A 25,484-nucleotide genomic window follows, 5' to 3' on the forward strand; every position below is an offset into this window, starting at 1 on the left:
GACAATCGAGGGGCGTCCCTCGCCAGACCCGTCACCGTCTCAGGTCACCGTCCGTGGATGCAGCTCACCGTCTGCGGGAGGCCCCGTCCGATGGTGCCAGGTCAGCCGGGGTATGCTTGTCGTTCGCGCGCGCGTTCTCTGCCAGGTCGCCCCGGTTCCGGGTCGCCCCGACGGCCCGCGCGTTACCTGACGACCGACGCGCGACCCCAGACCGACGACGAGACAAGGTAGACCTGTGCGTACGTACAGCCCGAAGCCGGGTGAGATCGAGCGTCAGTGGCATGTGATCGACGCCTCTGACGTCGTGCTGGGCCGCCTGGCCACCCACGCCGCCACGCTGCTGCGCGGCAAGCACAAGCCGACTTTCGCGCCGCATGTCGACACCGGTGACTTCGTCATCGTCGTCAACGCCGGCAAGGTGGCGTTGACCGGCAACAAGCGGCACACCAAGGTGGCCTACCGGCACTCCGGTTACCCCGGCGGGCTGAAGCAGGTCGGCTACGACGAGCTGCTGGCCAAGCGCCCCGAGCGGGCGATCGAGCTGGCCGTCAAGGGCATGCTCCCGCACAACAAGCTCGGTGCCAAGCTGATCCGCAAGCTCAAGGTCTACGCCGGCGCCGAGCACCCGCACGGTGCTCAGCAGCCGGTGCCGTTCGAGATCAAGCAGATCGCGCAGTGAGCGCGGGCGAAGGAACCAGCATGACCGACACCACCGAGGCCAGCCCGGTCGCCGTTGCCGACATCGAGCCGGCCCCCGCCGTGACGCCCGCGCCAGTGGTGCGTACGCCGCGCGGCGAGCGCCCGATCCAGACCGTCGGGCGGCGCAAGGAAGCCATCGTCCGGGTGCGGATCGTCCCCGGCTCCGGCAAGATCACCTGCAACGGTCGCGAGCTCGAGGAGTACTTCCCGAGCAAGGTGCACCAGCAGTTGATCCGGGAGCCGCTGGTGACGGCTGAGAAGGCCGAGGCGTTCGACGTGATCGCCAACCTGCGCGGCGGCGGCATCACCGGCCAGGCCGGTGCGCTGCGGCTGGGCATCGCACGGGCGCTGTGCGCCAACGACGGCGACGACCGCCCGGCGCTGAAGAAGGCAGGTTTCCTCACCCGCGACGACCGGGTCAAGGAAAGCAAGAAGTACGGCCTGAAGAAGGCCCGCAAGGCCCCGCAGTACTCGAAGCGCTAGTCCGACACGGCTGAACGGGCGGCCGGGACACCTCCTTCGTGGGGTTTCTCGGCCGTCCGTGCTTTTTTGTCTAGTTGATGCGGATTCTTTCGTTCATCGGCAGTATCTTCATCGGTTGCCGGCTCGCTCGCCATCGCAGCGGGGGGATCCATACCCCCGACGGGGAGGCGGAGCGGCACCGTTAGCGGGACCATCGGAGGATGACTGGTATGGCGCGGCTGTTCGGCACCGATGGCGTACGCGGGCGGGCCAACGCCGATCTCACCCCGGAGTTGGCGCTGGCGGTCGCGGTGGCCGCCGCGCACACCCTGGCCGAGCGGGATCCGAGCCGCCAGCCGCTGGCCGTGGTCGGCCGCGATCCACGGGCCAGCGGCGAGATGCTGGAGGCCGCCGTGGTGGCCGGGCTGACCAGCGCCGGCGCGAACGTGCTACGGGTCGGCGTGTTGCCGACCCCCGGCGTCGCGTTCCTGGTCGGCGAGACCAAGGCCGACTTCGGGGTGATGCTCTCCGCGTCGCACAACCCGATGCCGGACAACGGCATCAAGCTGTTCGCCGCCGGTGGGCACAAACTGCCGGACGACCTCGAGATGAAGATCGAGGCCGCGATCGGCGCGGCGATCGAGGGCGACGGGTCCACCGGCCGACGGCGGCCCACCGGGGCCGGTATCGGTCGGGTGAGTGATCTGCTGGACGGGGCCGAGCACTACGTCGGTCATCTGGTCGGCACGGTCAACCACCGGCTCGACGGGCTGCGGGTGGTGGTCGACTGCGCCAACGGCGCGGCGGCCGAGGTCGGCCCGGTCGCCTACCGGGAGGCCGGCGCGGAGGTCATCGCGATCAACGCCGAGCCGAACGGGCTCAACATCAACGACGGTTGCGGGTCGACCCACCTCGACGTGGTCCGGGCCGCCGTCCTCGAACACGGCGCCGACCTGGGGCTGGCCCACGATGGCGACGCCGACCGGTGCCTGGCGGTGACCGCCGACGGTACCGAGGTGGACGGCGACGAGATCATGGCGATCCTGGCGCTGGCCATGCGCGACGCTGGCACGTTGACCGCCGACACCCTGGTGGCCACGGTGATGAGCAACCTCGGTCTGCGGCTGGCCATGTCCCGGGAGGGCATCAAGCTGGTCGAGACCAAGGTCGGCGACCGGTACGTGCTGGAGGAGCTGCGGGCCAGCGGGCTTGCACTGGGCGGCGAGCAGAGTGGGCACATCGTGATGCCCAGCTACGCCACCACCGGGGACGGGGTGCTCACCGGACTACAGCTGATGTCCCGGATGGCGGCCACCGGATCTTCGTTGGCCGGCCTGGCGGCCGCCGTCACCAAGCTGCCCCAGGTGCTGGTCAACGTACCGGTCGGCGACCGGGCCGCCGGCGCCGGCGACCCGGCGGTACGGGCGGCTGCCGAGCGGGCCGAGGCCGAGCTGGGCGGCACCGGTCGGGTGCTGCTGCGACCGTCCGGCACCGAGCCGCTGGTCCGGGTGATGGTCGAGGCGGCGACGGTGGAGACTGCCCGTTCGGTCGCCGAGCGGATCGCCGCAGCCGTCCGAGCAGCCAGCCCGGCCTGACTCCGCCCCGGTCCGCCGGCCCGCCTGATCAGCCAGCCGGTCGCAGGCCGGCCAGTCGTCGGCTCGCTTCGGCGAGGAGCTCGGGACGTTTGCAGAAGGCGAACCGCACCAGCAGCCGGCCGGCGTCCGGCTCGTCGTAGAACACCTGGGTCGGTACGGCGACCACTCCGCAGCGTTCCGGTAGGGACAGGCAGAATTCGATTCCGTCGGTGTCGCCCAGTGCGCTGATGTCGGCGGTGGCGAAGTAGGTGCCCTCCGGCACCAGCACCCGGAATCCGGCCTCGGACAGCCCGGCCACCAGTTGGTCGCGCTGCGCCTGCAGGTTCTGCCGAAGCCCGGTGAAGTAGCTGTCCGGCAGGTCCAGCGCCACCGCGACGGCCGGCTGCAGCGGCCCGCCGTTGACGTAGGTGAGGAACTGCTTGACCCGTGCGATGGCGGTGACCAACGCGGCCGGCCCACTGACCCAGCCGATCTTCCAGCCCGTACAGGAAAAGGTCTTGCCGGCCGACGAGATGCGCAGCGTCCGGTCTCGCATCCCGGGCAGGGTGGCGAGCGGGACGTGCGGGGTGTCGGCGTCGGTGAAGACGAGGTGCTCGTACACCTCGTCGGTGACCGCCCAGATGTCGTGCTCCCGACAGATCGCGGCGATCGCGGTGAGCTCGGCGACGGTGAAGACCTTGCCGGTCGGGTTGTGCGGGGAGTTGAGCAGCACCAGGCGGGTACGCGGCCCGACTGCGGCGCGCAGTGCGCCGGGGTCGAAGGCGTACCGGCCGTCCCCGTCGGGACGCAGGGTGACCGGCCGGCGGACCGCCCCGGCGAGCGCGATCGCGGCCGCGTACGAGTCGTAGTAGGGCTCGAAGCAGATGACTTCGTCGCCCGGCTCGCACAGCGCGAGGATTGCGGCGGTGATTGCCTCGGTCGCGCCGGCGGTGACCAGAACCTCGGTCTCCGGGTCGTAGTCGAGATCCCAGAAGCGTTGCTGGTTGCGGGCGACGGCGGTGCGCAGTGCCGGAATGCCAGGACCGGGTGGGTACTGGTTGTGGCCGTTGCGCAGCGCCTCGGTGGCGGCGGTCAGCATCACGGTGGGCCCGTCGGTGTCCGGGAAACCCTGGCCGAGGTTGACCGCGCCGGTGCGGACGGCAAGAGCGGACATCTCGGCGAAAATCGTCGTGCCGAACGGGCGCATGCGGCGGACCAGGGGGTCGATGTCGGCGGGGGCGCCGGGGGAGGTGACCACCTCGCCACTTTATGCGGTCCATCGAAACAGATGACGGCACCCATACCTTGCGCCCATAAGGCGGGTTTGGTCGGTTACTGCTCAGCGTGCTTGATCGATTGCTAGGGTTATGCGCACCGCTGATGAGCGATCGTGGGTTAGGCTACGACCCATGTGTGGAATCGTGGGGTACGTCGGCACGCGGCCGGCGCTGGGCATCGTGCTGGACGGGCTCCGGCGGCTTGAATACCGGGGCTACGACTCGGCCGGCGTTGCGATCGTCTGCGACGACGAGCTGCGTACCGAGAAGCGGGCCGGGAAACTCGCCAACCTGGAGAAGGCGCTCGGCGACGAGCGGTTCGGCACCACCACGGCCGGTGACACCACGCCGGTCGACCGCTCCGGCTGCCCGGCCCCGGTCGGCATCGGTGACGGCACCGCCGGCATCGGCCACACCCGGTGGGCCACCCACGGCGGACCGACCGACCGCAACGCCCACCCGCATGTGTCCCGGGACGGCCGGGTCGCGGTGATCCACAACGGGATCATCGAGAACTTCGCCAAGCTGGTCGCCGAGCTCGAAGCCGACGGGGTCGAGTTCGTCAGCGACACCGATACCGAATGCGCTGCCCACCTGCTCGCCGCCGCGCTGGCCGACCTGCGGGCCGCCGGCGAGCCGGAGGGGCCGCGGCTGCTGGCCGCCGCGATGCGTCGGGTGTGTCAACGCCTCGAAGGCGCGTTCACCCTGCTCGCGGTCGACGCCAGCATCCCGGACGCGGTGGTCGGAGCGCGGCGCAACTCCCCGCTGGTGGTCGGTCGCGGCCCAGGCGAGCACTACCTGGCCAGCGACGTCTCCGCGTTCATCGAGCACACCCGCGACGCCGTCGAGCTCGGTCAGGACCAGGTCGTCCTGATCACCCCGGACAGCATCGAGATCACCGACTTCTCCGGCGCGCCGGCGCTCGGCCGCGACTTCCACATCGACTGGGACGCCTCCGCCGCCGAGAAGGGCGGCTACGACTACTTCATGCTCAAGGAGATCGCCGAGCAGCCGCAGGCGGTCGCCGACACGCTGCTCGGCCGGCTCACCGAGACCGGCGAGATCATGCTGGACGAGGTCCGCCTCACCGACCAGGACCTGCGCGACGCCGACAAGATCTTCATCGTCGCCTGCGGTACGGCGTACCACTCCGGCATGGTCGCCAAGTACGCCATCGAACACTGGACCCGGATCCCGTGCGAGGTGGAGCTGGCCAGCGAGTTCCGCTACCGGGACCCGGTGCTGGACCGGTCCACCCTGGTGGTGGCGATCTCCCAGTCCGGCGAGACGATGGACACCCTGATGGCGCTGCGCCACGCCAAGGAGCAGAAGGCCCGGGTGCTGGCGATCTGCAACACCAACGGTTCCACCATTCCACGCGAGTCCGACGCGGTGCTCTACACCCACAGCGGCCCGGAGATCGCGGTCGCCTCCACCAAGGCGTTCCTCACCCAGTTGGTGGCCTGCTACCTGATCGGACTGCACCTGGCCCAGGTGCGCGGCATCAAGTACGCCGACGAGGTGGCCGCCGTGGTCAGCCAGCTGCAGGAGATGCCGGACAAGCTGCGGCAGGTGCTGGACTCGATGGAGCCGGTCCGCCAGCTCGCCCGGGACCTCGCCACCGCCAACCAGGTGCTGTTCATCGGCCGGCACGTCGGCTACCCGGTCGCCCTCGAGGGCGCGCTCAAGCTCAAGGAGCTCGCCTACATGCACGCCGAGGGCTTCGCCGCCGGCGAGCTCAAGCACGGCCCGATCGCGCTGATCGACCAGGGCACCCCGGTGGTCTGTGTGGTCCCCTCACCGGCCGGCCGGGGCATGCTGCACGACAAGATCGTGTCAAACATTCAGGAGGTACGGGCCCGGGGTGCCCGGACCGTGGTGATCGCCGAGGAGGGGGACACCGCCGTGGCGCCGTACGCCGACGACCTGATCTACGTACCGCGCACCCCGACGCTGCTGGCCCCGCTGCTGACCACGGTGCCGCTGCAGGTGCTCGCCTGCGAGATCGCCGCCGCCCGGGGGCACGACGTCGACCAGCCCCGGAACCTGGCGAAGTCGGTCACCGTGGAGTGACCGCCACGCCCGTGCCGGGCCGGCTGCCAGCCGGGTGGTCGGCGCCGAGCACGATCCGGGCCATCGAGTCCAACGCCGGATTGTCCCCGGCCCAGTAGCCCAGATGCCCGGACGCGTCACCGGTGAAGACCCGGGCGCCGAAGTCCTCGCCGCTCGGGTCCTCGCCGTGCCACAGCCGGTCGCCCGGCCACAGCTGCGGCCAGGTCGCCCGGCGGATGACATCGTTGTCTGCGGTGGTGGCCCACACCCGGTCGGCCGGCACCGCCAACTCGTCCACCCGGTCCACCCCCACCCCGGGCGAACCGACGAAGATCAGGTCGTCGGCGGCCAGGCCGGGTGCCCGCGCCGCCGTACCCACCACCAGCGAGCCGTAGCTGTGGCCGAGCACCGTCAGCCCGCCCGGGTCGCCGACGCGGTTGACGTCCAGACCATCCTGGAACCGGCGCAGGTCGGCGGCCCCGGCCCGCGCCGGGGCGGTGCTGGCCGCCTCGTCGACGAACGCCGGTGCCGCGTAGTCCAGCCACAACACGGCGGCGGTCGACTCCTGTGGAGCCAACTGCTGACAACGTTGCAGCACCTGCTCGGTGCGGGCCAACTCGCCGCCGACCCGGTCGAGACCGCTGCCCATCCCCGGGACGTGGGTCAGCACGCGTCGGGCCTGATCGGGATCGCCCAGCGCGAGGATCACCCGGCCGGTCGAGGCGGGAGCCGACGGATCACCCGGCCGGCCGGCGCCGCCGTCCAGCGCCAGCAGGTAGGCCCGAGGGCCGGACGCGGACGTGAGCCGGTCGTCGACCGTGTCCAGGCCGTCGATCAGCCGGTCCAGCCGGCGCAACCGCGGCACCGCCGTCGGGTCCGTGCTGTCCAGCAGCGCCGCCCGTTCGGCCAGCAACGCCGCCCGCTGCCGACCCAGCAGCAGCCGGTTCGCCTGGTCCCGAGCAACCGCCGGCAGACCGTCCCACCGGCCGACCCGGGCCGGCTCGTGCCGGATCAGCCAGCGTCGCTGCGCATCGTCCAGCCCGGCCCACCAGGCCCGCACCGCAGCCGGCGCGGCCGACGGCGGTGGGCGCGTCGCCGGCGGCCGCGCCGGCCAGCCCTGGCTGGCGGCGGTGGCGGCCGCGTCGAGCCGGCGGGCCGCGTCGACGTCCGCCTCGGTGGCCAGGGCAAGCGCGTCGGCGACGCCGGCGGCTACCCGGCGGGCACCGGCCAGGGTCGGCCCGTCCGGGCGGGTCACCGCCGGGTCCACGCCGACCCGGCCGTCCCGGTCGATCGACAGACCGAGCACCCCCGCCGTGGCGACCCAGTCGGCGAGCACCGCCTTGGCCCGGGCCAGCTGCTCGGCGTACCGGCTGAGGATCTGGTCGACGACGCACAGCGCCGGGCCGACGGCGTCTAGCCGGTCACCCAGGCCGGCCAACCGGGTGTCGGCGGCGGTCGCCGCCGGCCCGGACCAGCCGGCGCGCAGTGCCCCGGCCGCCCCGGCCACCTCGGCGGCCCGCCGTTCGACCGCTGGTTGCCGGCGCCGCCAGCCGTACGCGGCCTGTTGCCAGGCCGCCGGGTCGGCCCGCCACAGCTGCCGGTACGTGATCATTTGGCCAGCCGGTGGACCGCCCGCCAGTCGGCGGCGTCGTACTCATCGGCGGCCCTGGCCAGCGCCTGCCCGGTGGCGGCCGCGTCCGCGCCGGCCCGGCTCACCTGCCGGTGCACTGCGGCCTCCACCGTGACCAGCAGGTCGGCCGCTGCCCAGCCCGGTGCGGCGACGGTCAGCTCCGGCTGGCCGGCCAGCCCGTGCGCCAGCCGGTAGGCCAGCCCGGTCAACCGGTCGGCGGCGTCGTGCAGCACGGCCGGCCGCACCCGCAGCGGCCCGCCGCCGGCCGGGCCCACGTCGTTGCCGGGCAGTTCACCCATGTCGCCTCCGTTCACCCATGTCGGCTCCGGTCACCGTGTCGCCTCCGTCGGCATGCGTCGATGGGCAGACGCTATCCGGAACCGACAGCGTGGCGGGGGACCCTGTGGACAATCGGCGCAGCGGTTACCGTCCCACCGGTCACCACCGCCGGTAGGGTGACCGTGGGCGGTGAGCGACGAAGCGGCGCGGCGGAGGTAAGCGAATGATCCAGGTGTGGCGGGTGTCCGACGTCCGCAGAGCCGAGCAGGCGCTGATGGCGACCGTTGCACCGGGGACACTGATGCACCGGGCCGCCGCCGGCCTGGCCCGCCGGTGCGCCACCCTGCTCGCCGAGCGCGGCGGGGTCTACGGTGCCGAGGTGCTGCTGCTGGTCGGCTCGGGCGACAACGGCGGCGACACGCTGTACGCCGGAGCCCGACTGGCCCGCCGGGGCGCCCGGGTCACCGCCTGGCTGCTGCGACCGGACCGGGCCCACTGTGGCGGGCTCGCCGCGCTACGGTCCGCGGGCGGCCGGGTGGCCGACGGTCGGACCGCCGACGGTGCCGGCCGGCACGCGGACCTGATCATGGACGGGATCGTCGGCATCGGCGGCACCGGCGGGCTGCGGGAGCCGGCCGCCGGTGCGCTCGCCCGGGCCGGCGAGCTCACTTCGGCACGTGGCGGCCGGCCGGTGCTGGTCGCGGTGGACGTGCCCAGCGGCGTTGCGGTCGACACCGGCGGGGTGCCCGACGGTGCCGCGGTGCCGTCGACCGGAGCTGGCCCCGCCAGGTCCGGAGCTACCGGGTCCGGAGCCGCCGCGGTCGGGAGGGACACCGTACGAGCCGACGTCACCGTCACCTTCGGTTGCCTGAAGCCGGCGCTGATGGTGGGACCGGCCGCCGTCCGCGCCGGTCACGTAGAGCTGGTCGACATCGGCCTGCGACCGTGGCTGCGCGGCACACCCGCGTTCGAGGTGCCCGGCCGCGACGACGTCTCGGCGTGGTGGCCGACGCTGGCCCCGGCCGCCGAGAAGTACACCCGGGGAGTGGTCGGGGTGGCGACCGGCTCGGCGACCTATCCGGGTGCGGCGGTGCTCTCCGTGGGCGGGGCGGTCGCCGGGCCGACCGGCCTGGTCCGGTACGCCGGCAGCGCCGCCGCCCAGGTGCTGGACCGGTACCCCTCGGTGATCGCCACCGGTCGGGTCGCAGACGCCGGCCGGGTGCAGGCCTGGGTGTGCGGCTCCGGGCTGGGCGGCGGGGAACACGCCGTGACCGAGCTGCGGTCGGTGCTGGCCGCGCCGGTGCCGGTGGTGCTGGACGCCGACGCGTTGACCATGCTGGTCGACGGCAGCTGGGCGGAGCAGTTGCGCGGCCGGCAGGCACCCACCGTGATCACCCCGCACGATCGGGAGTTCGCCCGGCTCGCCGGCCAGCCACCCGGCGACGACCGGGTCGGGGCCGCGCTGCGGCTGGCCGCCTGGATGCGGGCGACCGTCCTGCTCAAAGGCGACCGTACGGTGGTCGCCGGACCGGACGGACGGGCGTACGTGAACGCCACCGGCACCCCGGCGCTGGCCACCGGCGGCACCGGCGACGTACTGGCCGGCCTGCTCGGCTCGCTGCTCGCCGCCGGGCTGGATCCGCAGCGGGCGGCGCTGGCCGCCGCGTACGTGCACGGCCTGGCCGGCCGGGCCGCCGCCCGCACCGGGCCGGTCACCGCGGTCGAGGTGGCCGCCGCGCTGCGCCCGGTGGTGGCCGACCTGACCGGCGGGTGCCAGCGGTCTGTCGGTGGGTGACGATGATCTGACGGCCGGCCGCCGACCTGACCGGCCGGGAACCTGCCCGATCAGGTGACCGGTCAGTAGGCTGGCCTCATGTGGCAGGCAGAGGTGCGGGTCGACCTGGACGCGATCCGGGAGAACGTGGCCCGGCTGCGGGCCGGCACCAGCGCCGAGCTGATGGCGGTGGTGAAGGGCGACGGGTACGGCCACGGCATGGTGCCGGCGGCCCGGGCCGCACTCGACGCCGGAGCGGACTGGCTGGGCGTCTGCACCTTCGGTGAGGCGCTGGAGCTGCGCGGTGCCGGACTGACCGGGCCGGTGCTGGCCTGGCTGCTCAGCCCCGGACTGCCCCTGCACGAGGCGGTCGCCGCCGACGTCGACCTCGGCGTCGGCAGCCGCGCCCTGCTGTCCGAGGCCGTCGCCGCGGCCCGACTCGCCGGCCGGCCGGCCCGGTTGCATCTCAAGATCGACACCGGGTTGTCCCGGGGTGGGGCCACCGGCGACGACTGGCCCGAGCTGGTCGAGACGGCCGCCAAAGCGCAGTCCGACGGCACCGTCGAGGTGGTCGGGGTGTGGAGCCACTTCGTCTTCGCCGACGCGCCCGGGCACGCCACCATCGACCGGCAGCTGGCGGCGTACCACGACGGGCTCGCCGTGGCCAGCCGGTACGGGCTGCGCCCCCGCTACCGGCACCTGGCCAACTCCGCGGCCACCCTGACCCGGCCGGACACCCACTTCGACCTGGTCCGGCCCGGTATCGCCTGCTACGGGCTGTCCCCGGTGCCGGGCGAAGGCTTCGGTCTACGGCCGGCGATGACCGTCCGCGCCCGGGTGATGCTGGTCAAGCGGATCCCCGCCGGGCAGGGCGTCTCCTACGGGCACACCTACCACACCAAACGGGAGAGCACTCTGGCCGTGGTGCCGCTCGGCTACGCCGACGGGGTGCCCCGGCACGCGTCCAACACCGGGCCGGTGCGCCTCGGTGGCCGGACGCGCCGGATCGCCGGCCGGGTGTGCATGGACCAGATCGTGCTCGACTGCGGCGACGACGAGATCAACGCTGGGGAGGTGGCCACATTGTTCGGTGACGGACGCGACGGCGGCCCGACCGCCGACGACTGGGCCGACGCGGTCGGCACCATCAACTACGAGATCGTCACCCGGTTCGGTAGCCCCCGGGTGCCCCGAATCTACCAGGACAGCCGGCCATGAGCGGGCAGCGGGCCGGTGCGCAGAAGGTGGCCCGGACCGCCGGCATCGTCGGCGCGGTCATCGGCGTCGCGGCTGCCGGGGTGACCGCGACGGTCACCGTCGAACGCGCCCTGGTGCGCCGGCTCAAGCGGGAGGTGGCGGACCGGTACGCCGACGAACCCTTCGGCGAGCTGCCCTACGACGAGACCCGGGTGGTCACCGCGGCCGACGGCACCGACGTCTACGTGGAGATCGTCGAGCCGGACGACGCGGCACCGCTGCGGCCGACCATCGTCTTCGTGCACGGCTACTGCCTGGACATGGGGACCTTCCACTTCCAACGCCGGGAGCTGACCCGGCAGGGAGAGTACCGGTTGGTCTGCTACGACCAGCCCGGCCACGGCCGCTCCGGCCGGCTGGAGTCCGGCGACTACGAGATCGACGCGCTCGGTGAGACGCTGCGGGCGGTCATCGAGCAGGCCGCCGGCGACGGCCCGTTGATCCTGGTCGGACATTCGATGGGCGGCATGACCATCATGGCCCTGGCCCAACGGCATCCGGAGCTGTTCCGCGACCGGGTGGTCGGCACCGTACTGATGGCGACCTCGGGCAGCCTGGTCGACGAGGCCCGGCTCGGTCTGCCGGCGATCCTCAGCCGGGCCGGCTCGCCGCTGCTGATGCTGGTCAACAACGCCACCCGGCTGACCGGTCCAGTGATCGACCGGCTGCGGGTGGCCACCGCCGACCTCGCCTGGCTGCTGACCCGCCAGTACGGCTTCGGCACCGACCGGCCCAGCCCGGCGCTGGTCAGCTACGTGGAGCGGATGAACTCGCGGACCTCGGCGGAGACCGTCACCCGGTACGTGCGTACCCTGCTGACCCACTCCCGGTACCCGGCGCTCGCGGTCCTGGAGAGCAGCCCCACGCTGGTCATCGTCGGCGACAAGGACATGATCACCCCGGTGACCCACTCGGAGGAGATCCTGCGCCGGCTGCCCGACGCCGACTACGTGAGGATCCCCGACGGCGGGCACGTGGTGATGCTGGAACACGCCGACCGGGTCAACGCGGTGCTGGTCGCGTTCCTTGCGAAAATCGCCCGATGACTGTCCGGATCCCGCTACCCGAACTGGCCGACACCCACGACCTCGGCCGCCGCCTCGGCCGGCTGCTGCGCCAAGGCGACCTGGTGGTGCTGACCGGTCCGCTCGGCGCCGGCAAGACCGCGCTGGTGCAGGGGATCGGCGACGGCCTCGGGGTACGCGGCGACGTCACCTCGCCGACCTTCGTCATCGCCCGGGTACACCAACCGGATCCGTCCCGGGGCGGCTCGCTCACCCTGGTGCACGCCGACGCGTACCGGCTCGGCGACGCGCCCGACCCGCGGGTTGAGATCGACGACCTCGACCTGGACGCCGACATGGACCGGGCGGTCACCGTCGTCGAGTGGGGCGAGGGGATGGTCGAGCAGCTCGCCGAGGCGCACCTGCTGGTCCGCATGCACCGGGCCGAGGACGACTCCCGGACCGCCGAGTTGATTGGACGGGGCCCCGGCTGGTCGGGTCGGCTCGCCGGGCTGGACCAGCCGGCCGGCCATGCTGGACGGTGATGTCGTAGGCCACCCGTAGAGTGCCGGACGGCGCGCAGCTGTCCATGAGGACGGGCGGCGGCCACCACCGAGGCGTGACGAAAGGCTCCCGAGATGCTCGACCTGCTGGCCATGTTGCCTCCTGCCTGGGCCACCGCGCTCACCCCGCACCTGGACCCGGCCGGCACCACCGCGCTCGGCCGGTACGTCGCCGACGAGTACGCCGACCAGACGGTGTACCCGCCGGTGGCGGACCTCTTCACCGCTTACCGGCTGTGTCAGCCGGAGCAGTGCCGGGTGCTTATCCTCGGCCAGGACCCGTACCACCGGGCCGGGCAGGCCCACGGGCTCAGCTTCAGCGTCCGCGACGGGGTATCGGTGCCGCCGTCGCTGCGCAACGTATTCAAGGAGCTGGGCACCGATGTCGGGGTGCCGATGCCGCGCAGCGGTGACCTGACCGGCTGGGCGGCCCAGGGCGTGCTGCTGCTCAACGCGGTGCTCACCGTGCGGCAGGGCCGGCCCGGCTCACACGCCGGCAAGGGCTGGGAGGAGTTCACCGACGCCACGATCGCCGCGCTCGACGCCCGCGACCAGCGGGTCGTCTTCCTGCTGTGGGGCGGCTACGCGCGCAAGAAGCGCGGGCTGATCACCAACCCGGGGCACGTCGTGCTGGAGGCCGGCCACCCCAGCCCGATGAACCCGCGGGGTTTTCTCGGCAGCCGGCCGTTCAGCGCCACCGACAAGGCGCTGGCCGACGCCGGCCTGCCCGGCATCGACTGGAGCCGGACCGGCGGTGCCGATCAGCCGGTGGCCGGCTGACCGGTCAACCGCCGCGCCCCGGTACCGGCTGACCGCTGCGGCCCGCCCGGTGCCGGTCCAGTAGCCGGGCGACGCCCGGATCGGCGATCGCCAGCTCGGCCAGCGGCACCACCGGGTAGTGCCGCTCGCCGTGCCGTACGTCGATCGACTCGGGGAGTTTGTCGCACATCCGGGCGTGGATCTCACCGGCTATCGTCTGCCACCGGAGTGGATGCGGCTCGCGTGGATCGACCGGAATGTGCCGGTACTCCTGCCAGCGGTCCATCCACCGGCTCGCGTACCGGCCGGTTAGCCATTCGGTGATGGCGTCCGCCTCGGACCAGAGCAGGGCCACGTGCACCCCGGGTGCCGGCACCGGCGCGCCCTGCAGCAGTGCGGCGGTCGGACCGTCGAAGACGTAGCTGATTCCGTCGACGTGGCGGCGGAACCGCTCGACGTCGGTGTCCAGGAGCCGGTCATCGATCCCGCGGTCGGCGAGTTGCGCTATCTGCTGGTCCACGTCCTCGTCGAGGTCCTCGACTCCGACCACGAGTTGCCGGCCCAGCGCCGCGAACAACCGCTCGACCAGTGGCAGCGCCGCGCCCCGGTGACCGGACTCGACCCTGGCTACGGTGGTTTGCGCGATTCCGGTGGCCGTGGCCAGATCCCGCTGGGTCAGCCGGCGGAGTTCGCGTTCCTGCCGCAGCAGCCGGCCGACCTCCCCGCCGAGCCGGGTCGACGATTCCATTCGCTGATGCTCCCTGTCCGGTACCGATAATGTCCATCCTCGACGGATGTCCGGTTCCCGACCGGCGGCGCGTGACCGGCTGGTTGGACTCCCGGGCGGCCGGACTTGGACCGGACTCGGACCGGACCGGGCCAGGTTCGGCGCGGGGGACATGGTCTCTCTCCAGACTTGATGCACCTGTGGCATCAAGATGCACGTGTGGCATCAGGTCCGGAGAGTATGAGTGGCGGGCGATACGCGCGACACGCGCGACACGCGCGACGCGGGGGGTCGCGGGGGGTGTGGGGGGTGTGGGGGGTGTGGGGCGACCCGACCACGGGCGCGCCGAGGGCAGCCAGGAGCCGGCCGCGGTGTCCGGTTAGGGTGCATACCGTGCTGGTACTGGTGCTGGATTCGTCGACTCCCGCGGTGACCGCCGCGCTGGCCGAGATCACCGACGACGTACGTCTGCTGGCCAGCCGACGTACGGTCGACGCGCGGGCGCACGGCGAACTGCTCTCCCCGCAGATCGCCGCCTGCCTGGCCGAGTCCGGCGCGGCGGCGGCGGACCTGACCGCAGTGGTGGCCGGGCTCGGCCCCGGGCCGTTCACCGGACTGCGGGTCGGTCTGGTCACCGCCGCCAGCGTGGCGCATGCCCTCGACATCCCGACGTACGGCGTCAACTCGCTCGACGCGCTCGGCCACGCCGCCGGCAGCGACCTCGCCGGCACCGACCTCGCCGGCAGCGACGCCGCGACCGGCCGGGTGCTGGCTGCTACCGACGCGCGGCGCCGGGAGATCTACTGGGCGGTGTACGCCGCCGACGGTCGGCGGCTCACCGACCCGGCGGTCGACGCGCCGGCCGCCGTCGCCGAGGCCCTGGCGGGTCTCGGCGTCACCACGGCAGTCGGCGACGGCGCCCTGCGCTACGCCGAACTGCTCGGCGTACCGGTGCGACCCGAGCCCCGCTACCCGGACGCGCTGCCGCTGGCGCGGTTGGCGGCCGACCGGGTCCGCACCGCCGCGCTCACCGAGCCGTTGACCCCTTGCTACCTGCGCCGGCCCGACGCCGTCGCGGCGGCCGGACGCAAACCGGTGCTCCAGTGACCCAGGTCAGTGGGCAGCTGCGGACCGTCCGGTTCCGCTGGTGGCACATCGAACAGGCGGTACCGATCGAAGCCGACCTGTTCGGTGCCGAACAGTGGTCGGCCGAGATGTTCTGGAACGAGCTGGCCAACGGACACCACTACCTGGCCGTCGTCGACGGCACCGACCAGCTGGCCGGGTACGCCGGGCTGGCACTGGCCGGCGATCCGGCGACACCCGACGAGGCGTGGGTGCAGAACGTCGCGGTACGCCGGGACCACCAACGGCGCGGCGTGGGCCGGACCCTGCTGGCCGGGCTGCTCGACGAAGCCACCCGACGCGGGGCCGGCCGGACCTACCTGGAAGTCGCGGTGGACAACGCGCCCGCGCAACGGCTGTACGCGGCGTACGGTTTCGAACCGGTGGGTGTACGCCGTGGCTACTACCAACCCAGCAACACCGACGCTCTGGTGATGATGCGAGATGGCTGACGAACCACTGGTCCTCGGGATCGAGACCTCCTGCGACGAGACCGGGGTCGGCATCGTCCGCGGGCACACGCTGCTCGCCGACGCGCTGGCCTCCAGCGTGGCCGAACACGCCAGGTTCGGCGGCGTGGTGCCGGAGGTGGCCAGCCGGGCCCACCTGGAAGCGATCGTGCCGACGATGCGCCGGGCGCTCGACGACGCCGGTGTCACCCTGGCCGACATCGACGCGATCGCGGTGACCGCCGGCCCCGGTCTGGCCGGTGCCCTGCTGGTCGGCGTCGCGGCGGCCAAGGGCTACGCGATCGCCACCGACAAGCCGGTGTTCGGTGTCAACCACCTCGCCGCCCACGTGGCCGTCGACACCCTGGAGCACGGTCCGCTGCCGGAGCCGGCGATCGCCCTGCTGGTCTCCGGTGGGCATTCGTCGCTGCTGCTGGTCGACGACCTGACCGCCGGAGTCACCCCGCTCGGCGCCACCATTGACGACGCGGCCGGTGAGGCGTTCGACAAGGTGGCCCGGCTGCTCGGCCTGCCGTTCCCCGGCGGGCCGCCGATCGACCGGTCGGCTCGCGACGGTGACGCCGCGGCGATCGCATTCCCCCGTGGACTCACCGCGCCGAAGGACCTCGCCGCGCACCGGTTCGACTTCTCCTTCTCCGGACTGAAGACCGCGGTGGCCCGCTGGGTCGAAGCCCGGGAACGGGCCGGTGAACCGGTGCCGGTGGCGGACGTCGCCGCGTCGTTCCAGGAGGCGGTCTGCGACGTGCTGACCGCCAAGGCGGTCGACGCCTGCCGGGACCGGGGCGTCGAGACCCTGGTCATCGGTGGCGGGGTGGCGGCCAACTCGCGGCTGCGGGCGATGGCCGAGCAACGCTGCGAGCGGTACGGGATCCGGGTCCGGGTGCCCCGGCCGAAACTGTGCACCGACAACGGCGCGATGGTCGCCGCGCTCGGTTCGCATCTGGTCGCCGCCGGGGTACCGGCCAGCCGGCTGGACCTGCCGGCCGACTCCGCGCTGCCGTTGACCACGGTGAGCGTGTAATGTCCGGCGACGTGATCGTGCGGATGTGGGAGGCCAAGGCCGAGCCGTCCCGCCTGACCGAGTTGCTCACCTGGGTCTGCGACACCGCGCTGCCGGAGATCGAACACAGCCCGCTGCACCTGGCCAGTGAGGTCTTCTCGTCGACCGATGACCGGCTGGTGGTCATCTCGAAGTGGCGCAGCAGCCCGTTGTCGTTGCCGGAACCACCGCTGCGGCTGGTCACCCGTGCACCGCACAGCTGGGACTTCACCCAGGTCGACCGCTGAAGCCGCTGCCAGATCGTCCGGCGGAAACGGGAAAATAGGTGGATCGGTCACGTAAAGTAGCCGTACCGTCGCGATGTCATGTGGTCCCTGCCCGTCGCCGATCCCGGCGTAGCCGATCACCGGTCAGCCCTGCGTCTGCTGCGCTGGCTGGCCGGACGTGCCGGGGCGTCCGTGGCCTGGGGATCGGTGCTCAGCGTGGTCTGGATGGGCAGCCAGGCGTTGATGCCGGCGGTTGTCGGACATGCCATCGACGTCGGCCTCACCGCCCGCGATCCGCAGGCGCTGCTCGGCTGGTCAGCGGTGCTACTGGGGCTGGGGCTGGTCCAGGCGACGGCCAGCATCAGCCAGCACTGGTTCGGCGTGTTCAACTGGCTGTCCACTGCGTACCGCACGGTCCAGCTCACCGTACGGCAGGCCAACCGGCTCGGCGCCACCCTGCCGAAACGGCTGGCCACCGGCGAGGTGGTGAGCATCGGGACCGCCGACATGAGCAGTCTGGGCGGCGCGGTGGAGGTCGTCGCCCGGGCGGTTGGTGCGGTGGTGGCGATCGTCGTGGTCGCCGCGATCCTGCTCGGCACCTCCGTCCCGCTCGGGCTGGTGATCGTGATCGGCGTGCCGGTGCTGATGGCGGCCGTCGGGCTCGGCCTGCGGCCGCTGCACCGCCGCCAGCAGACGTACCGGGAACAGCAGGCCACCCTGGCGACCCTGGCCGGCGACATCGTGACCGGCCTGCGGATCCTGCGCGGCGTCGGCGGTGAACCGGCCTTCGCCGACCGCTACCGGGAGCAGTCGCAGGAGCTGCGGCGGCGCGGCGACCGGCTGGCCCGGGTCGAATCCTTCCTGGAGGCCAACCAGCTGCTGCTGCCCGGGATGTTCCTGGTGCTGGTGACCTGGCTCGGGGCGCGGCTCACTCTCGCCGGCGAGCTGACCGTCGGGCAACTGGTCGCCGCCTACGCGTACACCGCGTTCCTGACCGGTCCGATCCGGACGTTGACCGAGTTCCTGCACACCATGACCCGTGGCCACGTCGCCGCCCGCCGGGTCGCGGGCCTGCTCGCCATCACGCCGGAGTTCACCGACCCGGCCCGACCCCGCCGACTGCCGGACCGCGCCGGCGACCTGGTCGACTCCATGTCCGGCCTGCGGGTGGCCCCGTACCAGTTGACCGCCGTCGCGGCCACCGCGCCGGAGGACGTCGTCGGGCTCGCCGACCGGCTGGGGCGCTACCGCGACACCGAAGTCGCCCTGGCCGGCGTACCGCTGCGGGAGCTGGACCTGGCCACGGTCCGGCAGCGGATCCTGGTGACCGACATCGTCGACGCGCTGCCCGCCGATCCTGGTGCTGGTCGAGCCGACCAGCGCCGTCGACGCGCACACCGAGGTGCGGATCGCCGCCCGGCTGCGGGCGGCCCGGACCGGCCGGACCACTGTCGTCTGCACCACCAGCCCGCTGCTGCTGGAACACGCCGACCGGGTGGTGTTCGTCGACGCCGGCCGGGTGGTGGCCGACGGCAGTCACGCCGATCTGCTGCGCACCGAACCCGGGTACGCCGCCCTGATGACCCGCGCCGAGTCGGTGGCGTCGACCGAGTCGGCGGCGTTGAGTGAGGTGGCGTCGTGACGGCGTTGCCGGTCGCGGACCGGGCCGAGGTCCGCCGGTACGCCCGTGTCCTGGTCCGCCGGCACCCACGGATGCTGGCCGGTGCTCTCGCGCTGCACGTGGGCGCCGCGGTCGCCGGGCTCGCCGCGCCCCGGCTGCTCGGTGGCCTGGTCGAGACGCTCACCACGTCGACGGCGGCGATCGCCGCCGTCGACCGGACCGCCCTGGCGATCGCCGGGTTCCTGGTCTTACAGGCGGTGCTGGCCCGCTACGCCCACGTGGCGTCGGCCCGGCTCGGTGAGCGGGTGCTGGCCGCGTTGCGCGAAGAGTTCATCGGTTGGGTGCTGTCCATCCCGCTGTCGACCGTGGAGAAGGCCGGCACCGGTGACCTGCTCACCCGGACCTCGCACGACGTCGCCGTGCTGTCCAAGTCGGTGCGGTTCGCGGTGCCCGAGACGCTGATCGCGATCAGCACCGCGACCTTCATCTTCGGGGCGTTGCTGCTGGTCGCCCCGGTGCTGGCGGTGCCCTGCCTGATCGTGGTGCCGCTGCTGTGGGCGGGCACCCGCTGGTATCTGCGCCGGGCGCCGGACGGCTACCTGGCCGAGAGCGCCGCGTACTCGCGGATCACCGACGGGCTCAGCGAGACCGTCGACGGTGCCCGGACCGTCGAGGCACTGCGCCGGCAGGAGCACCGGCGGCGGAGCACCGACACCGACATCGCCCGGCAGTACGCGGCCGAGCGTTACACGCTGTGGCTGCGTACCGTCTGGTTCCCGCTGATCGAGATCAGCTACGTGGTGCCGGTCGCGGCGACCCTGGCGGTCGGCGGCTGGTGCTACCTGCGCGGCTGGGTGACGCTCGGACAGGTCACCGCGGCAGTGCTCTACGTGCAGATGCTGGCCGCTCCGCTGGACCGGCTGCTGAACTGGCTGGACGAACTGCAGCTCGGTGCCGCGTCGCTGGCCCGGCTGCTCGGCGTCGCCCAGCCGGGCCGGTCCGCGACCGCGGTGCCCCGCGCGCCGGCACCTGACGGCGCGTGCGCCGCCGACCCGGTCGCGGCGGTCGACGTCCACTTCAGCTACGTCGACGGGCGGGAGGTGCTACGCGGGGTCACCCTGGTGCCGCGGCCGGGTCGCCCTGGTCACCCAGGAGCATCACGTCTTCATCGGTACGGTGCGCGACAACGTCGCGCTGGTCCGGCCGGACGCCACCGACGCCGAGGTACGCGACGCGTTGGCCGCCGTCGACGCATTGGACTGGGTGTCCGCCCTGCCGGACGGGGTGGCCACGGTGGTCGGTGCCGGCGGCCATCCGGTCGGTCCGGACCAGGCCCAGCAGCTCGCCCTGGCCCGGCTGGTGCTGGCCGATCCGCAGACCCTGGTGCTGGACGAGGCGACGTCGCTGATCGACCCGCGTACCGCCCGGCGCACGGAGCGGTCGCTCGCTGCGGTGCTGCACGGGCGTACGGTGATCGCGATCGCGCACCGGCTGTACTCGGCACACGACGCCGACCGGATCGCCGTGGTCGAGGACGGGCTGATCACCGAGTTCGGCTCGCACCACGAACTGGTCGCCGCCGATGGCCCGTACGCCGCACTGTGGCGCACCTGGCAGGGCGTCGGGTCGGCGCAGGCGGTCGGCTGACCGGGGTCAGCCGGCCACCGCGTCGAGCGGGTCGGCGAGCAGCTGCTCGAAGGCGAGTTCTGCGGCGCCGATCAGCGGGGCGTCGTCGCCGAGTTTCGGGGTACGCAGTCGGACGTGTTCCCGGCAGGCCGGTAGCCCGTTGGAGTTGAGCCGGCTGCGCACGTGCGCGGCCGCCGCCAGGTAGACGTCCCGTAGCGTACCGCCGAAGATCACCGTCTCCGGGTTGAAGATGTTGACCAGGTTGGCCACGCCGAAGCCGAGCCAGTTGCCGACCTGGCGGACCGCGGCCTGGGCCTGGCTGTCGCCCCGGTCGGCCGCGTCCACCACGGCGAGTACCGCTTCCCGGCCGACGACTTCCCCGCTGCGGCCGGCTGCCTGGATCAGCGCGTGTTCGCCGATCTCGGTCTCCCAGCAGCCCCGGGATCCGCACAGGCAGGGCCGGCCACCGGGGTGCACCACCATGTGGCCGACCTCGCCGCCGTACCCGCCGTGCCCGGTGACCCGCCGGCCACCGGCGATGATCCCGGCGCCGACGCCGACGTCGCCGTACAGGTAGACGACGTGGTCGCAGCCGACCGCCGCGCCCCGGGTGTGTTCGGCCAGCGCGCACACGTCGGAGACGTTGCCGACCAGCACGCCCCGGTCGTCGCCGAGCGCCTCGGCGAGGGCCGCGCCGAGCGGCTCGTCGACCCAGCCCATGGTGGGGCCGAGCCGGACCATGCCGTCGTCGCGGCGGACCATGCCGCAGACCGCGACGCCGCTGCCGACGCAGACCGCGCCGGCCGGCACCGCCTGGTGCAGCTCCTTGACGAAGCCGGCGAGTGGGCCGACCGCCTCGGCGGCGAGGGTGCCCCGGGGTCGCTCGCCGGTGCGCGTGTCGAGGATCCGGCCACCAAGTCCGACCCGGGCGGCCCGTAACCGGTCGACCTCGATGCTGAGCGCGTACGCGTACACCCGCTCGGACGCGGGCCGGACGACCAGCGACGGTCGTCCGGCCCGGCCGGTTTCCCGGGCACCGCCCTCGCTGACCAGGCCGGCGGCGGCCAGGTCGGCGGTGAGCGCGCCGATGGTGCTGCGGTTGAGCCCCAGCGTGGTGGTCAGTTCGGCCCGTGAGGTGGCGCCGTGCACGTGCACGTGCCGCAGCAGCGCGCCGAGGTTGTGCCGGCGGATCTCCTCCTGGCTGGGTCCTGCCCGCATCGGTTCGTCGTCTCCGCAGTCATCGGGACCCGGCGGCGGCGCGACGGCGGGACAGCGCGTCGACGCTGGCGGCCAGCAGCAGCACCAGGCCGGTGAAGACGAACTTCACCCCGGAGCTGACATTCAGCAGTCCCATGCCGTTCTCGATGACCGCGACCACGGCGCCGCCGAGGACCGCGTCGAGGACCCGGCCCTTGCCGCCGAAGAGGCTGGTGCCGCCGATCACCGCCGCGCCGACGGCGAACAGCAGCACGTTGCTGCCGCCGGTGTTGGCGTCCACCGAGTTGGCGCGGCTGGCGGCCACGATGCCGCCGACGGCGGCCATCGAGGAGCAGATCATGAAGGCGGAGATCCGGATCCGGTCGACGTTGATGCCGGCCCGGCGGGCGGCTTCCCGGTTGCCGCCGACCGCGTAGATGTGCCGGCCGTACGCGGTGCGCCGCAGCACGAAGGTCCAGAAGATCAGCAGTACCACGATGACCGGCACCACGATCGGCACCCCGCGCAGCGAGGTGATCAGCGGGTTGATGCTGCGCTCCTGGTTGAGGATGTAGACGGCGGCACCGGCGATCGCGATCAGCACTCCGATGCGGGTTAGCACCACCACGATCGGGTCGGTGACCAGGCCCTTGGCGGACCGGGTGCGGTAGCGCAGCAGCTGGATCAGCGCGAACCCGGCCACCCCGACGCCGAAGATCGCCCAGCCGATCACCGGCGGGACGTTGCGGTTGACGATCGCGATCAGCACGTCGTCGCGCAGCGAGACGTTCTTGCCGCCTTCGATCAGCAGCAGCACCGTGCCCTGGAAGGCGAGGAACGCGGCCAGGGTGACCACGAACGACGGGATGCCGACCTTGGCGACCAGGAACCCGAGGACGGTGCCGATCAGGGTTCCGGTGGCCACGGCTGCCAGCACCGCCACGTACCAGGGCAGTCCCATCTCGGTGGAGACGACCGCCAGGATCGCGGCGCAGACGCCGCTGGCGAAGCCGGCGGACAGGTCGATCTCACCGAGCAGCAGGACGAAGATCAGCCCCATCGCGATCAGGGTGACCGCGCCGCCCTGAATGAACAGGTTGGCAAAGTTGCCGGCGGTGAAGAAGTTGGGCCGCACGATCGAGAAGACCGTGCAGAGCACGACGAGGCCGAGGATCGCGGGCAGCGCGCCGAGGTCGCCGCCGCGGATCCGGGAGAAGTAGTTGCGCAGGTGTTCGCCGACGCCGGGCGAGTCGGCCGGGGCGGCGGGCCGCTGGACTGTGGAGGTGGCGGTGCTCATCGGTCGGCTCCCGGTCCGTTGGCGGCGGCGTACTCGGTGCCGTTGTCGGCCGGTAGGCCGAGGTCACCGCTGCGGCCGGCGGTGATCAGCTCCACGATCTGCGCGTGGGTGATCTCCGTGCTCCGTACCTGGGCGACCATCTGGCCGAGGTACAGCGCGGCGATCCGGTCCGACACCGCGAAGACGTCGTTCATGTTGTGCGAGATCAGTACGACGGCGAGGCCGTTGTCGGCGAGCCGGCGGACCAGTTCGAGCACCTGGGCGGTCTGGGCGACGCCGAGCGCCGCGGTGGGTTCGTCGAGGATGACGACCTTGCTGTTCCACAGCACAGCCTTGGCGATGGCGACGGTCTGGCGCTGGCCGCCGGAGAGGCTGGCGACGAGCTGCCGCAGCGACTTGACGGTCCGGACGGAGAGCCCGGCGAGGGTGTCCGCGGCCATCTGCTCCATGGTGGTCTCGTCCAGGACGATCCCGGAGCGCTTCTCCCGCCCGAGGAACATGTTCTGCACGATGTCGAGGTTGTCGCAGAGCGCGAGGTCCTGGTAGACGACCTCGATGCCGTGCGAGGCGGCGTCGCGCGGGTTGTGGATGTGCACCCGGCGGCCATCGACGACGACCTCGCCGCGGTCGATCGGGTGGATGCCGCTGATGCACTTGACCAGGGTGGACTTGCCGGCGCCGTTGTCGCCGACGAGCGCGGTCACCTCGCCGGCGTGGACGGCGAAGTCGACGTTGCGCAGCACCTGGACGGGGCCGAAGTTCTTGTCGATCCCGCGCAGTTGCAGCAGGGGGGTCGCGGACACGGGTGGTCTCCTTCGTGAGGGTGCCCGGCCGGCGCCGGTTCCGCCGCCGCGGGTGTCACCGGGCGATGGTGCTGCCGGGTGACACCCGCGGCGGGGCTACCGGTCGGTCGGCGGTTCGCCGGTCAGCTGATGCCGGCCTCGGCGCAGAGCTCGGCGAACTCGTCGGTGCAGAGCTCCTCGGCGGTGACGTAGCCGTCGTTGACCACGTCGGCGACGTTCTCCTTGTAGATGGCCTGCGGGGTGAGCAGCACCGACGGCACCTCCCGGTTGGTCTCCGGGTCGGTGACGGTCTGCGCGACCTCCTTGCGCTCACCGTTCGCCAGCGCGACCGCCAGGTCGGCGGCGGCCTGCGCCTCGGCCTTGATCGCCTTGTAGACGGTCATGCACTGGTCGCCGGCGAGGATGTTCTGCAGGCCCTGCGGGGTGGCGTCCTGCCCGGTGACCGGCACCTGACCGTTGAGCTCGTTGCGCTTGAGCACCGAGATCGCCGCGTTGCCGAGGCCGTCGTTGGCGGCCAGCACGCCGTCGACCTCGCCGCCGGTCTGGGTCAGCATCTGCTCGAACAGCGTGGCGGCCTGGGTGTTGTCCCAGTCCGGCACCCACTGGTCCGGGCCCTTGACGTACTCGCCGGACTCGTACAGCGGGTCGAGCACGCCGTCGTAGCCGGCCTTGAACAGGGTGGCGTTGTTGTCGGTCTGCGAGCCGTTGAGGGTGGCGATGGTCGGCTTCTCCACGCCGGCGTCGGTCAGGCACTTGACCAGGCCCTCGCCCTGCAGTTGGCCGACGGCCTCGTTGTCGAAGCTGACGTAGTACTCGGCGGAGCCGCCCAGGGTGAGCCGGTCGTAGTCGATGGTGGCGACGCCCTGCTGCTTGGCCTTGTCCAGCACGGCCTTGCCGGTGCCGGAGTCCAGGTTGACGATCATCAGGACGGTGGCCCCGTCGGTGATCATCTGGTCGGCGAGGGTCTGGAACTGGGCCTTGTCGCCCTGGGCGTTCTGGATGCTGGCGTTGACGCCGGCGGCGTCGAACGCCTCCTGCAGGAAGCGCCGGTCGGCGGTCTCCCAGCGGTCGGAGGAGGCGCTGTCCGGCAGGATCACGCCGATCTTCGGGGTCGGCGTGTCGCCGCTGCCGGTGTCGGTGCCGGTGTCGCTGCCACAGGCGGTCAGGCCGCCGGCGAGCAGGACACCGGCGGCGGCGGTGCTGAGGATCCCTTTGCGCATCGCTCGGGTCCTTTCGAAGGGTGATGTTTCGCGTACAAGGGGTTGTGCTGGTGTGTGTCGTGCGGTCTCGGGCGTGGGCTCGCGGGGCGCTGGTGAGCTCCGGAGGCCCGGCCGGCGACGGCAACGGCCTGGGGCTGAGCTGGGCCATCGCGGTTTTTGTTGTGTCCGGCAACGTATTAGGAGTGTGGCGCCGGGCACAAGACGGTGACGTCACCAGTTTTGTTGCTCGCGATAACAATTCAGCAACGCGGCGGACACCTGCCCGTCGCCTGACCGGATCAGTGAGCAGCGATTGGGGCGAATCGGGCGCCAGTCACCGCTGCGAGGTCAACCGGAGTGATACTCAACTGCAACCCGCGGCGGCCGGCCGAGACGTACATTTCGGCGTACCGCTGCGCCGAGGCGTCCAGCACCGTCGGCAGGCGTTTACGCTGCCCGATCGGGCTGATCCCGCCCCGGACGTACCCGGTGGTCCGTTCGGCGAGCACCCGCTCGGCCAGCACCGCGCGCTTACCACCGAGCGCCACCGCCAGAGCCTTCAGGTCCAGCTCCCCGGTGACCGGCACGACGCCGACGGCGAGTGCCCCGTCGACCTGCGCCACCAGCGTCTTGAACACCTGCTCGGCGGCGACGCCGAGGGCGGCCGCGACCGCCGCGCCGTAGTCCGGGGTGTCCGGCGAGACCCGGTACGGGTGCAGTTGGAAGGTGATCTGCCGCTTGGTAAGCAGCGTCGTCGCCGGAGTCGCGGTACCTGCCATGCCGCGCGACGTTACCGGCCCCGCGCGTTCATCGGGCTGGCGCG

General features: G+C 72.5%; 23 protein-coding genes and 1 pseudogene. 15 read left to right on the forward strand and 9 right to left on the reverse strand.

Translation table 11 applies throughout. The features are described from left to right. The first annotated feature begins 235 nt into the window (after positions 1 to 235). From rplM to glmM, 3 genes are all read left to right on the forward strand, one after another. Positions 236 to 679 carry a 50S ribosomal protein L13 gene (gene rplM, locus O7543_RS23640; RefSeq protein ID WP_123606095.1) on the forward strand — a complete coding sequence of 148 codons (444 nt, stop codon included), beginning with the start codon at positions 236 to 238 and terminating at the stop codon, positions 677 to 679. A gap of 20 nt (positions 680 to 699) precedes the next feature. After that, positions 700 to 1,182 carry a 30S ribosomal protein S9 gene (gene rpsI / locus O7543_RS23645; protein ID WP_281551856.1) on the forward strand — a complete coding sequence of 161 codons (483 nt, stop codon included), beginning with the start codon at positions 700 to 702 and terminating at the stop codon, positions 1,180 to 1,182. 209 nt (positions 1,183 to 1,391) lie between these two features. After that, positions 1,392 to 2,756, forward strand: a complete 1,365-nt coding sequence (gene glmM / locus O7543_RS23650; RefSeq protein ID WP_281555727.1) for a phosphoglucosamine mutase — start codon at positions 1,392 to 1,394, stop codon at positions 2,754 to 2,756. 28 nt (positions 2,757 to 2,784) lie between these two features. On the opposite strand, the gene O7543_RS23655 is transcribed toward glmM, so the two are convergent. After that, on the reverse strand, positions 2,785 to 3,993 hold the full coding sequence (locus O7543_RS23655) for a pyridoxal phosphate-dependent aminotransferase (RefSeq protein WP_281551855.1): 1,209 nt from the start codon (positions 3,991 to 3,993) through the stop codon (positions 2,785 to 2,787). A gap of 151 nt (positions 3,994 to 4,144) precedes the next feature. Here O7543_RS23655 and glmS point away from each other — a divergent pair, with 151 nt between their 5' ends. Then, on the forward strand, positions 4,145 to 6,085 hold the full coding sequence (gene glmS / locus O7543_RS23660) for a glutamine--fructose-6-phosphate transaminase (isomerizing) (protein ID WP_281551854.1): 1,941 nt from the start codon (positions 4,145 to 4,147) through the stop codon (positions 6,083 to 6,085). Here glmS and O7543_RS23665 read toward each other — a convergent pair. After that, positions 6,072 to 7,676 carry an alpha/beta hydrolase gene (locus tag O7543_RS23665; RefSeq protein ID WP_281551853.1) on the reverse strand — a complete coding sequence of 535 codons (1,605 nt, stop codon included), beginning with the start codon at positions 7,674 to 7,676 and terminating at the stop codon, positions 6,072 to 6,074. The genes glmS and O7543_RS23665 overlap by 14 nt on opposite strands. Further along, positions 7,673 to 7,993 carry a hypothetical protein gene (locus tag O7543_RS23670; protein ID WP_281551852.1) on the reverse strand — a complete coding sequence of 107 codons (321 nt, stop codon included), beginning with the start codon at positions 7,991 to 7,993 and terminating at the stop codon, positions 7,673 to 7,675. Before O7543_RS23670 ends, O7543_RS23665 begins: the two co-directional genes overlap by 4 nt. Positions 7,994 to 8,196: 203 nt before the next feature. Here O7543_RS23670 and O7543_RS23675 point away from each other — a divergent pair, with 203 nt between their 5' ends. The 5 genes from O7543_RS23675 to ung all read left to right on the forward strand — a co-directional run bounded on the left by O7543_RS23675 (position 8,197) and on the right by ung (position 13,351). After that, entirely contained in the window at positions 8,197 to 9,768 is a 1,572-nt protein-coding gene (locus O7543_RS23675; RefSeq protein ID WP_281551851.1) for an NAD(P)H-hydrate dehydratase, read from the forward strand. Positions 9,769 to 9,846: 78 nt separating this feature from the next. Continuing rightward, positions 9,847 to 10,965, forward strand: a complete 1,119-nt coding sequence (alr, locus tag O7543_RS23680; RefSeq protein ID WP_281551850.1) for an alanine racemase — start codon at positions 9,847 to 9,849, stop codon at positions 10,963 to 10,965. Next, entirely contained in the window at positions 10,962 to 12,050 is a 1,089-nt protein-coding gene (locus O7543_RS23685; RefSeq protein WP_281551849.1) for an alpha/beta hydrolase, read from the forward strand. Before alr ends, O7543_RS23685 begins: the two co-directional genes overlap by 4 nt. Continuing rightward, on the forward strand, positions 12,047 to 12,553 hold the full coding sequence (tsaE, locus tag O7543_RS23690; RefSeq protein WP_281551848.1) for a tRNA (adenosine(37)-N6)-threonylcarbamoyltransferase complex ATPase subunit type 1 TsaE: 507 nt from the start codon (positions 12,047 to 12,049) through the stop codon (positions 12,551 to 12,553). The genes O7543_RS23685 and tsaE overlap by 4 nt, the downstream gene beginning before the upstream one ends. A 93-nt stretch (positions 12,554 to 12,646) precedes the next feature. Continuing rightward, the gene (gene ung, locus O7543_RS23695) at positions 12,647 to 13,351 is read left to right on the forward strand and encodes a uracil-DNA glycosylase (protein ID WP_281551847.1); all 705 of its coding nucleotides are present in this window, start codon (positions 12,647 to 12,649) and stop codon (positions 13,349 to 13,351) included. A gap of 4 nt (positions 13,352 to 13,355) precedes the next feature. Here the strand turns inward: ung and O7543_RS23700 are convergent, their stop codons facing one another. Continuing rightward, on the reverse strand, positions 13,356 to 14,078 hold the full coding sequence (locus O7543_RS23700) for a helix-turn-helix transcriptional regulator (RefSeq protein ID WP_281551846.1): 723 nt from the start codon (positions 14,076 to 14,078) through the stop codon (positions 13,356 to 13,358). Positions 14,079 to 14,450: 372 nt separating this feature from the next. On the opposite strand from O7543_RS23700, the gene tsaB reads away from it, so the two are divergent. The 6 genes and pseudogenes from tsaB (at position 14,451) to O7543_RS23730 (ending at position 20,186) form a co-directional block, all read left to right on the forward strand. Then, positions 14,451 to 15,164, forward strand: coding sequence for a tRNA (adenosine(37)-N6)-threonylcarbamoyltransferase complex dimerization subunit type 1 TsaB (gene tsaB, locus O7543_RS23705; protein ID WP_281551845.1), 714 nt, complete (start codon positions 14,451 to 14,453; stop codon positions 15,162 to 15,164). Positions 15,165 to 15,181: 17 nt separating this feature from the next. Beyond that, positions 15,182 to 15,634, forward strand: a complete 453-nt coding sequence (rimI, locus tag O7543_RS23710) for a ribosomal protein S18-alanine N-acetyltransferase (protein WP_281555726.1) — start codon at positions 15,182 to 15,184, stop codon at positions 15,632 to 15,634. Then, complete coding sequence (gene tsaD / locus O7543_RS23715; RefSeq protein WP_281551844.1) at positions 15,627 to 16,673, forward strand: tRNA (adenosine(37)-N6)-threonylcarbamoyltransferase complex transferase subunit TsaD; 1,047 nt, start codon at positions 15,627 to 15,629, stop codon at positions 16,671 to 16,673. The genes rimI and tsaD overlap by 8 nt, the downstream gene beginning before the upstream one ends. Before the next feature lie 11 nt (positions 16,674 to 16,684). Further along, positions 16,685 to 16,939, forward strand: a complete 255-nt coding sequence (locus tag O7543_RS23720) for a hypothetical protein (protein ID WP_281555725.1) — start codon at positions 16,685 to 16,687, stop codon at positions 16,937 to 16,939. Positions 16,940 to 17,017: 78 nt separating this feature from the next. Beyond that, complete coding sequence (locus O7543_RS23725; RefSeq protein WP_348650036.1) at positions 17,018 to 18,547, forward strand: ABC transporter ATP-binding protein; 1,530 nt, start codon at positions 17,018 to 17,020, stop codon at positions 18,545 to 18,547. A 9-nt stretch (positions 18,548 to 18,556) separates the two neighbouring features. Beyond that, a pseudogene (locus O7543_RS23730) lies at positions 18,557 to 20,186 on the forward strand (ABC transporter ATP-binding protein). Between the two features lie 6 nt (positions 20,187 to 20,192). On the opposite strand, the gene O7543_RS23735 reads toward O7543_RS23730, so the two are convergent. The 5 genes from O7543_RS23735 to ybaK all read right to left on the reverse strand — a co-directional run bounded on the left by O7543_RS23735 (position 20,193) and on the right by ybaK (position 25,440). Next, positions 20,193 to 21,383 carry an ROK family transcriptional regulator gene (locus O7543_RS23735; protein ID WP_281551843.1) on the reverse strand — a complete coding sequence of 397 codons (1,191 nt, stop codon included), beginning with the start codon at positions 21,381 to 21,383 and terminating at the stop codon, positions 20,193 to 20,195. 19 nt (positions 21,384 to 21,402) lie between these two features. Further along, positions 21,403 to 22,659: an ABC transporter permease gene (locus O7543_RS23740; RefSeq protein WP_281551842.1), complete on the reverse strand. Its 1,257-nt coding sequence runs from the start codon at positions 22,657 to 22,659 to the stop codon at positions 21,403 to 21,405. After that, on the reverse strand, positions 22,656 to 23,462 hold the full coding sequence (locus tag O7543_RS23745) for an ATP-binding cassette domain-containing protein (protein WP_281551841.1): 807 nt from the start codon (positions 23,460 to 23,462) through the stop codon (positions 22,656 to 22,658). The genes O7543_RS23740 and O7543_RS23745 overlap by 4 nt, the downstream gene beginning before the upstream one ends. Before the next feature lie 122 nt (positions 23,463 to 23,584). Continuing rightward, positions 23,585 to 24,682, reverse strand: a complete 1,098-nt coding sequence (locus O7543_RS23750; protein WP_281551840.1) for a substrate-binding domain-containing protein — start codon at positions 24,680 to 24,682, stop codon at positions 23,585 to 23,587. Between the two features lie 278 nt (positions 24,683 to 24,960). Then, positions 24,961 to 25,440, reverse strand: a complete 480-nt coding sequence (ybaK, locus tag O7543_RS23755) for a Cys-tRNA(Pro) deacylase (protein ID WP_281551839.1) — start codon at positions 25,438 to 25,440, stop codon at positions 24,961 to 24,963. Between the last annotated feature and the right edge of the window lie 44 nt (positions 25,441 to 25,484).

It is taken from the genome of Solwaraspora sp. WMMA2080 (assembly GCF_027497395.1).
Classification (GTDB): Bacteria; Actinomycetota; Actinomycetes; order Mycobacteriales; family Micromonosporaceae; genus Micromonospora_E.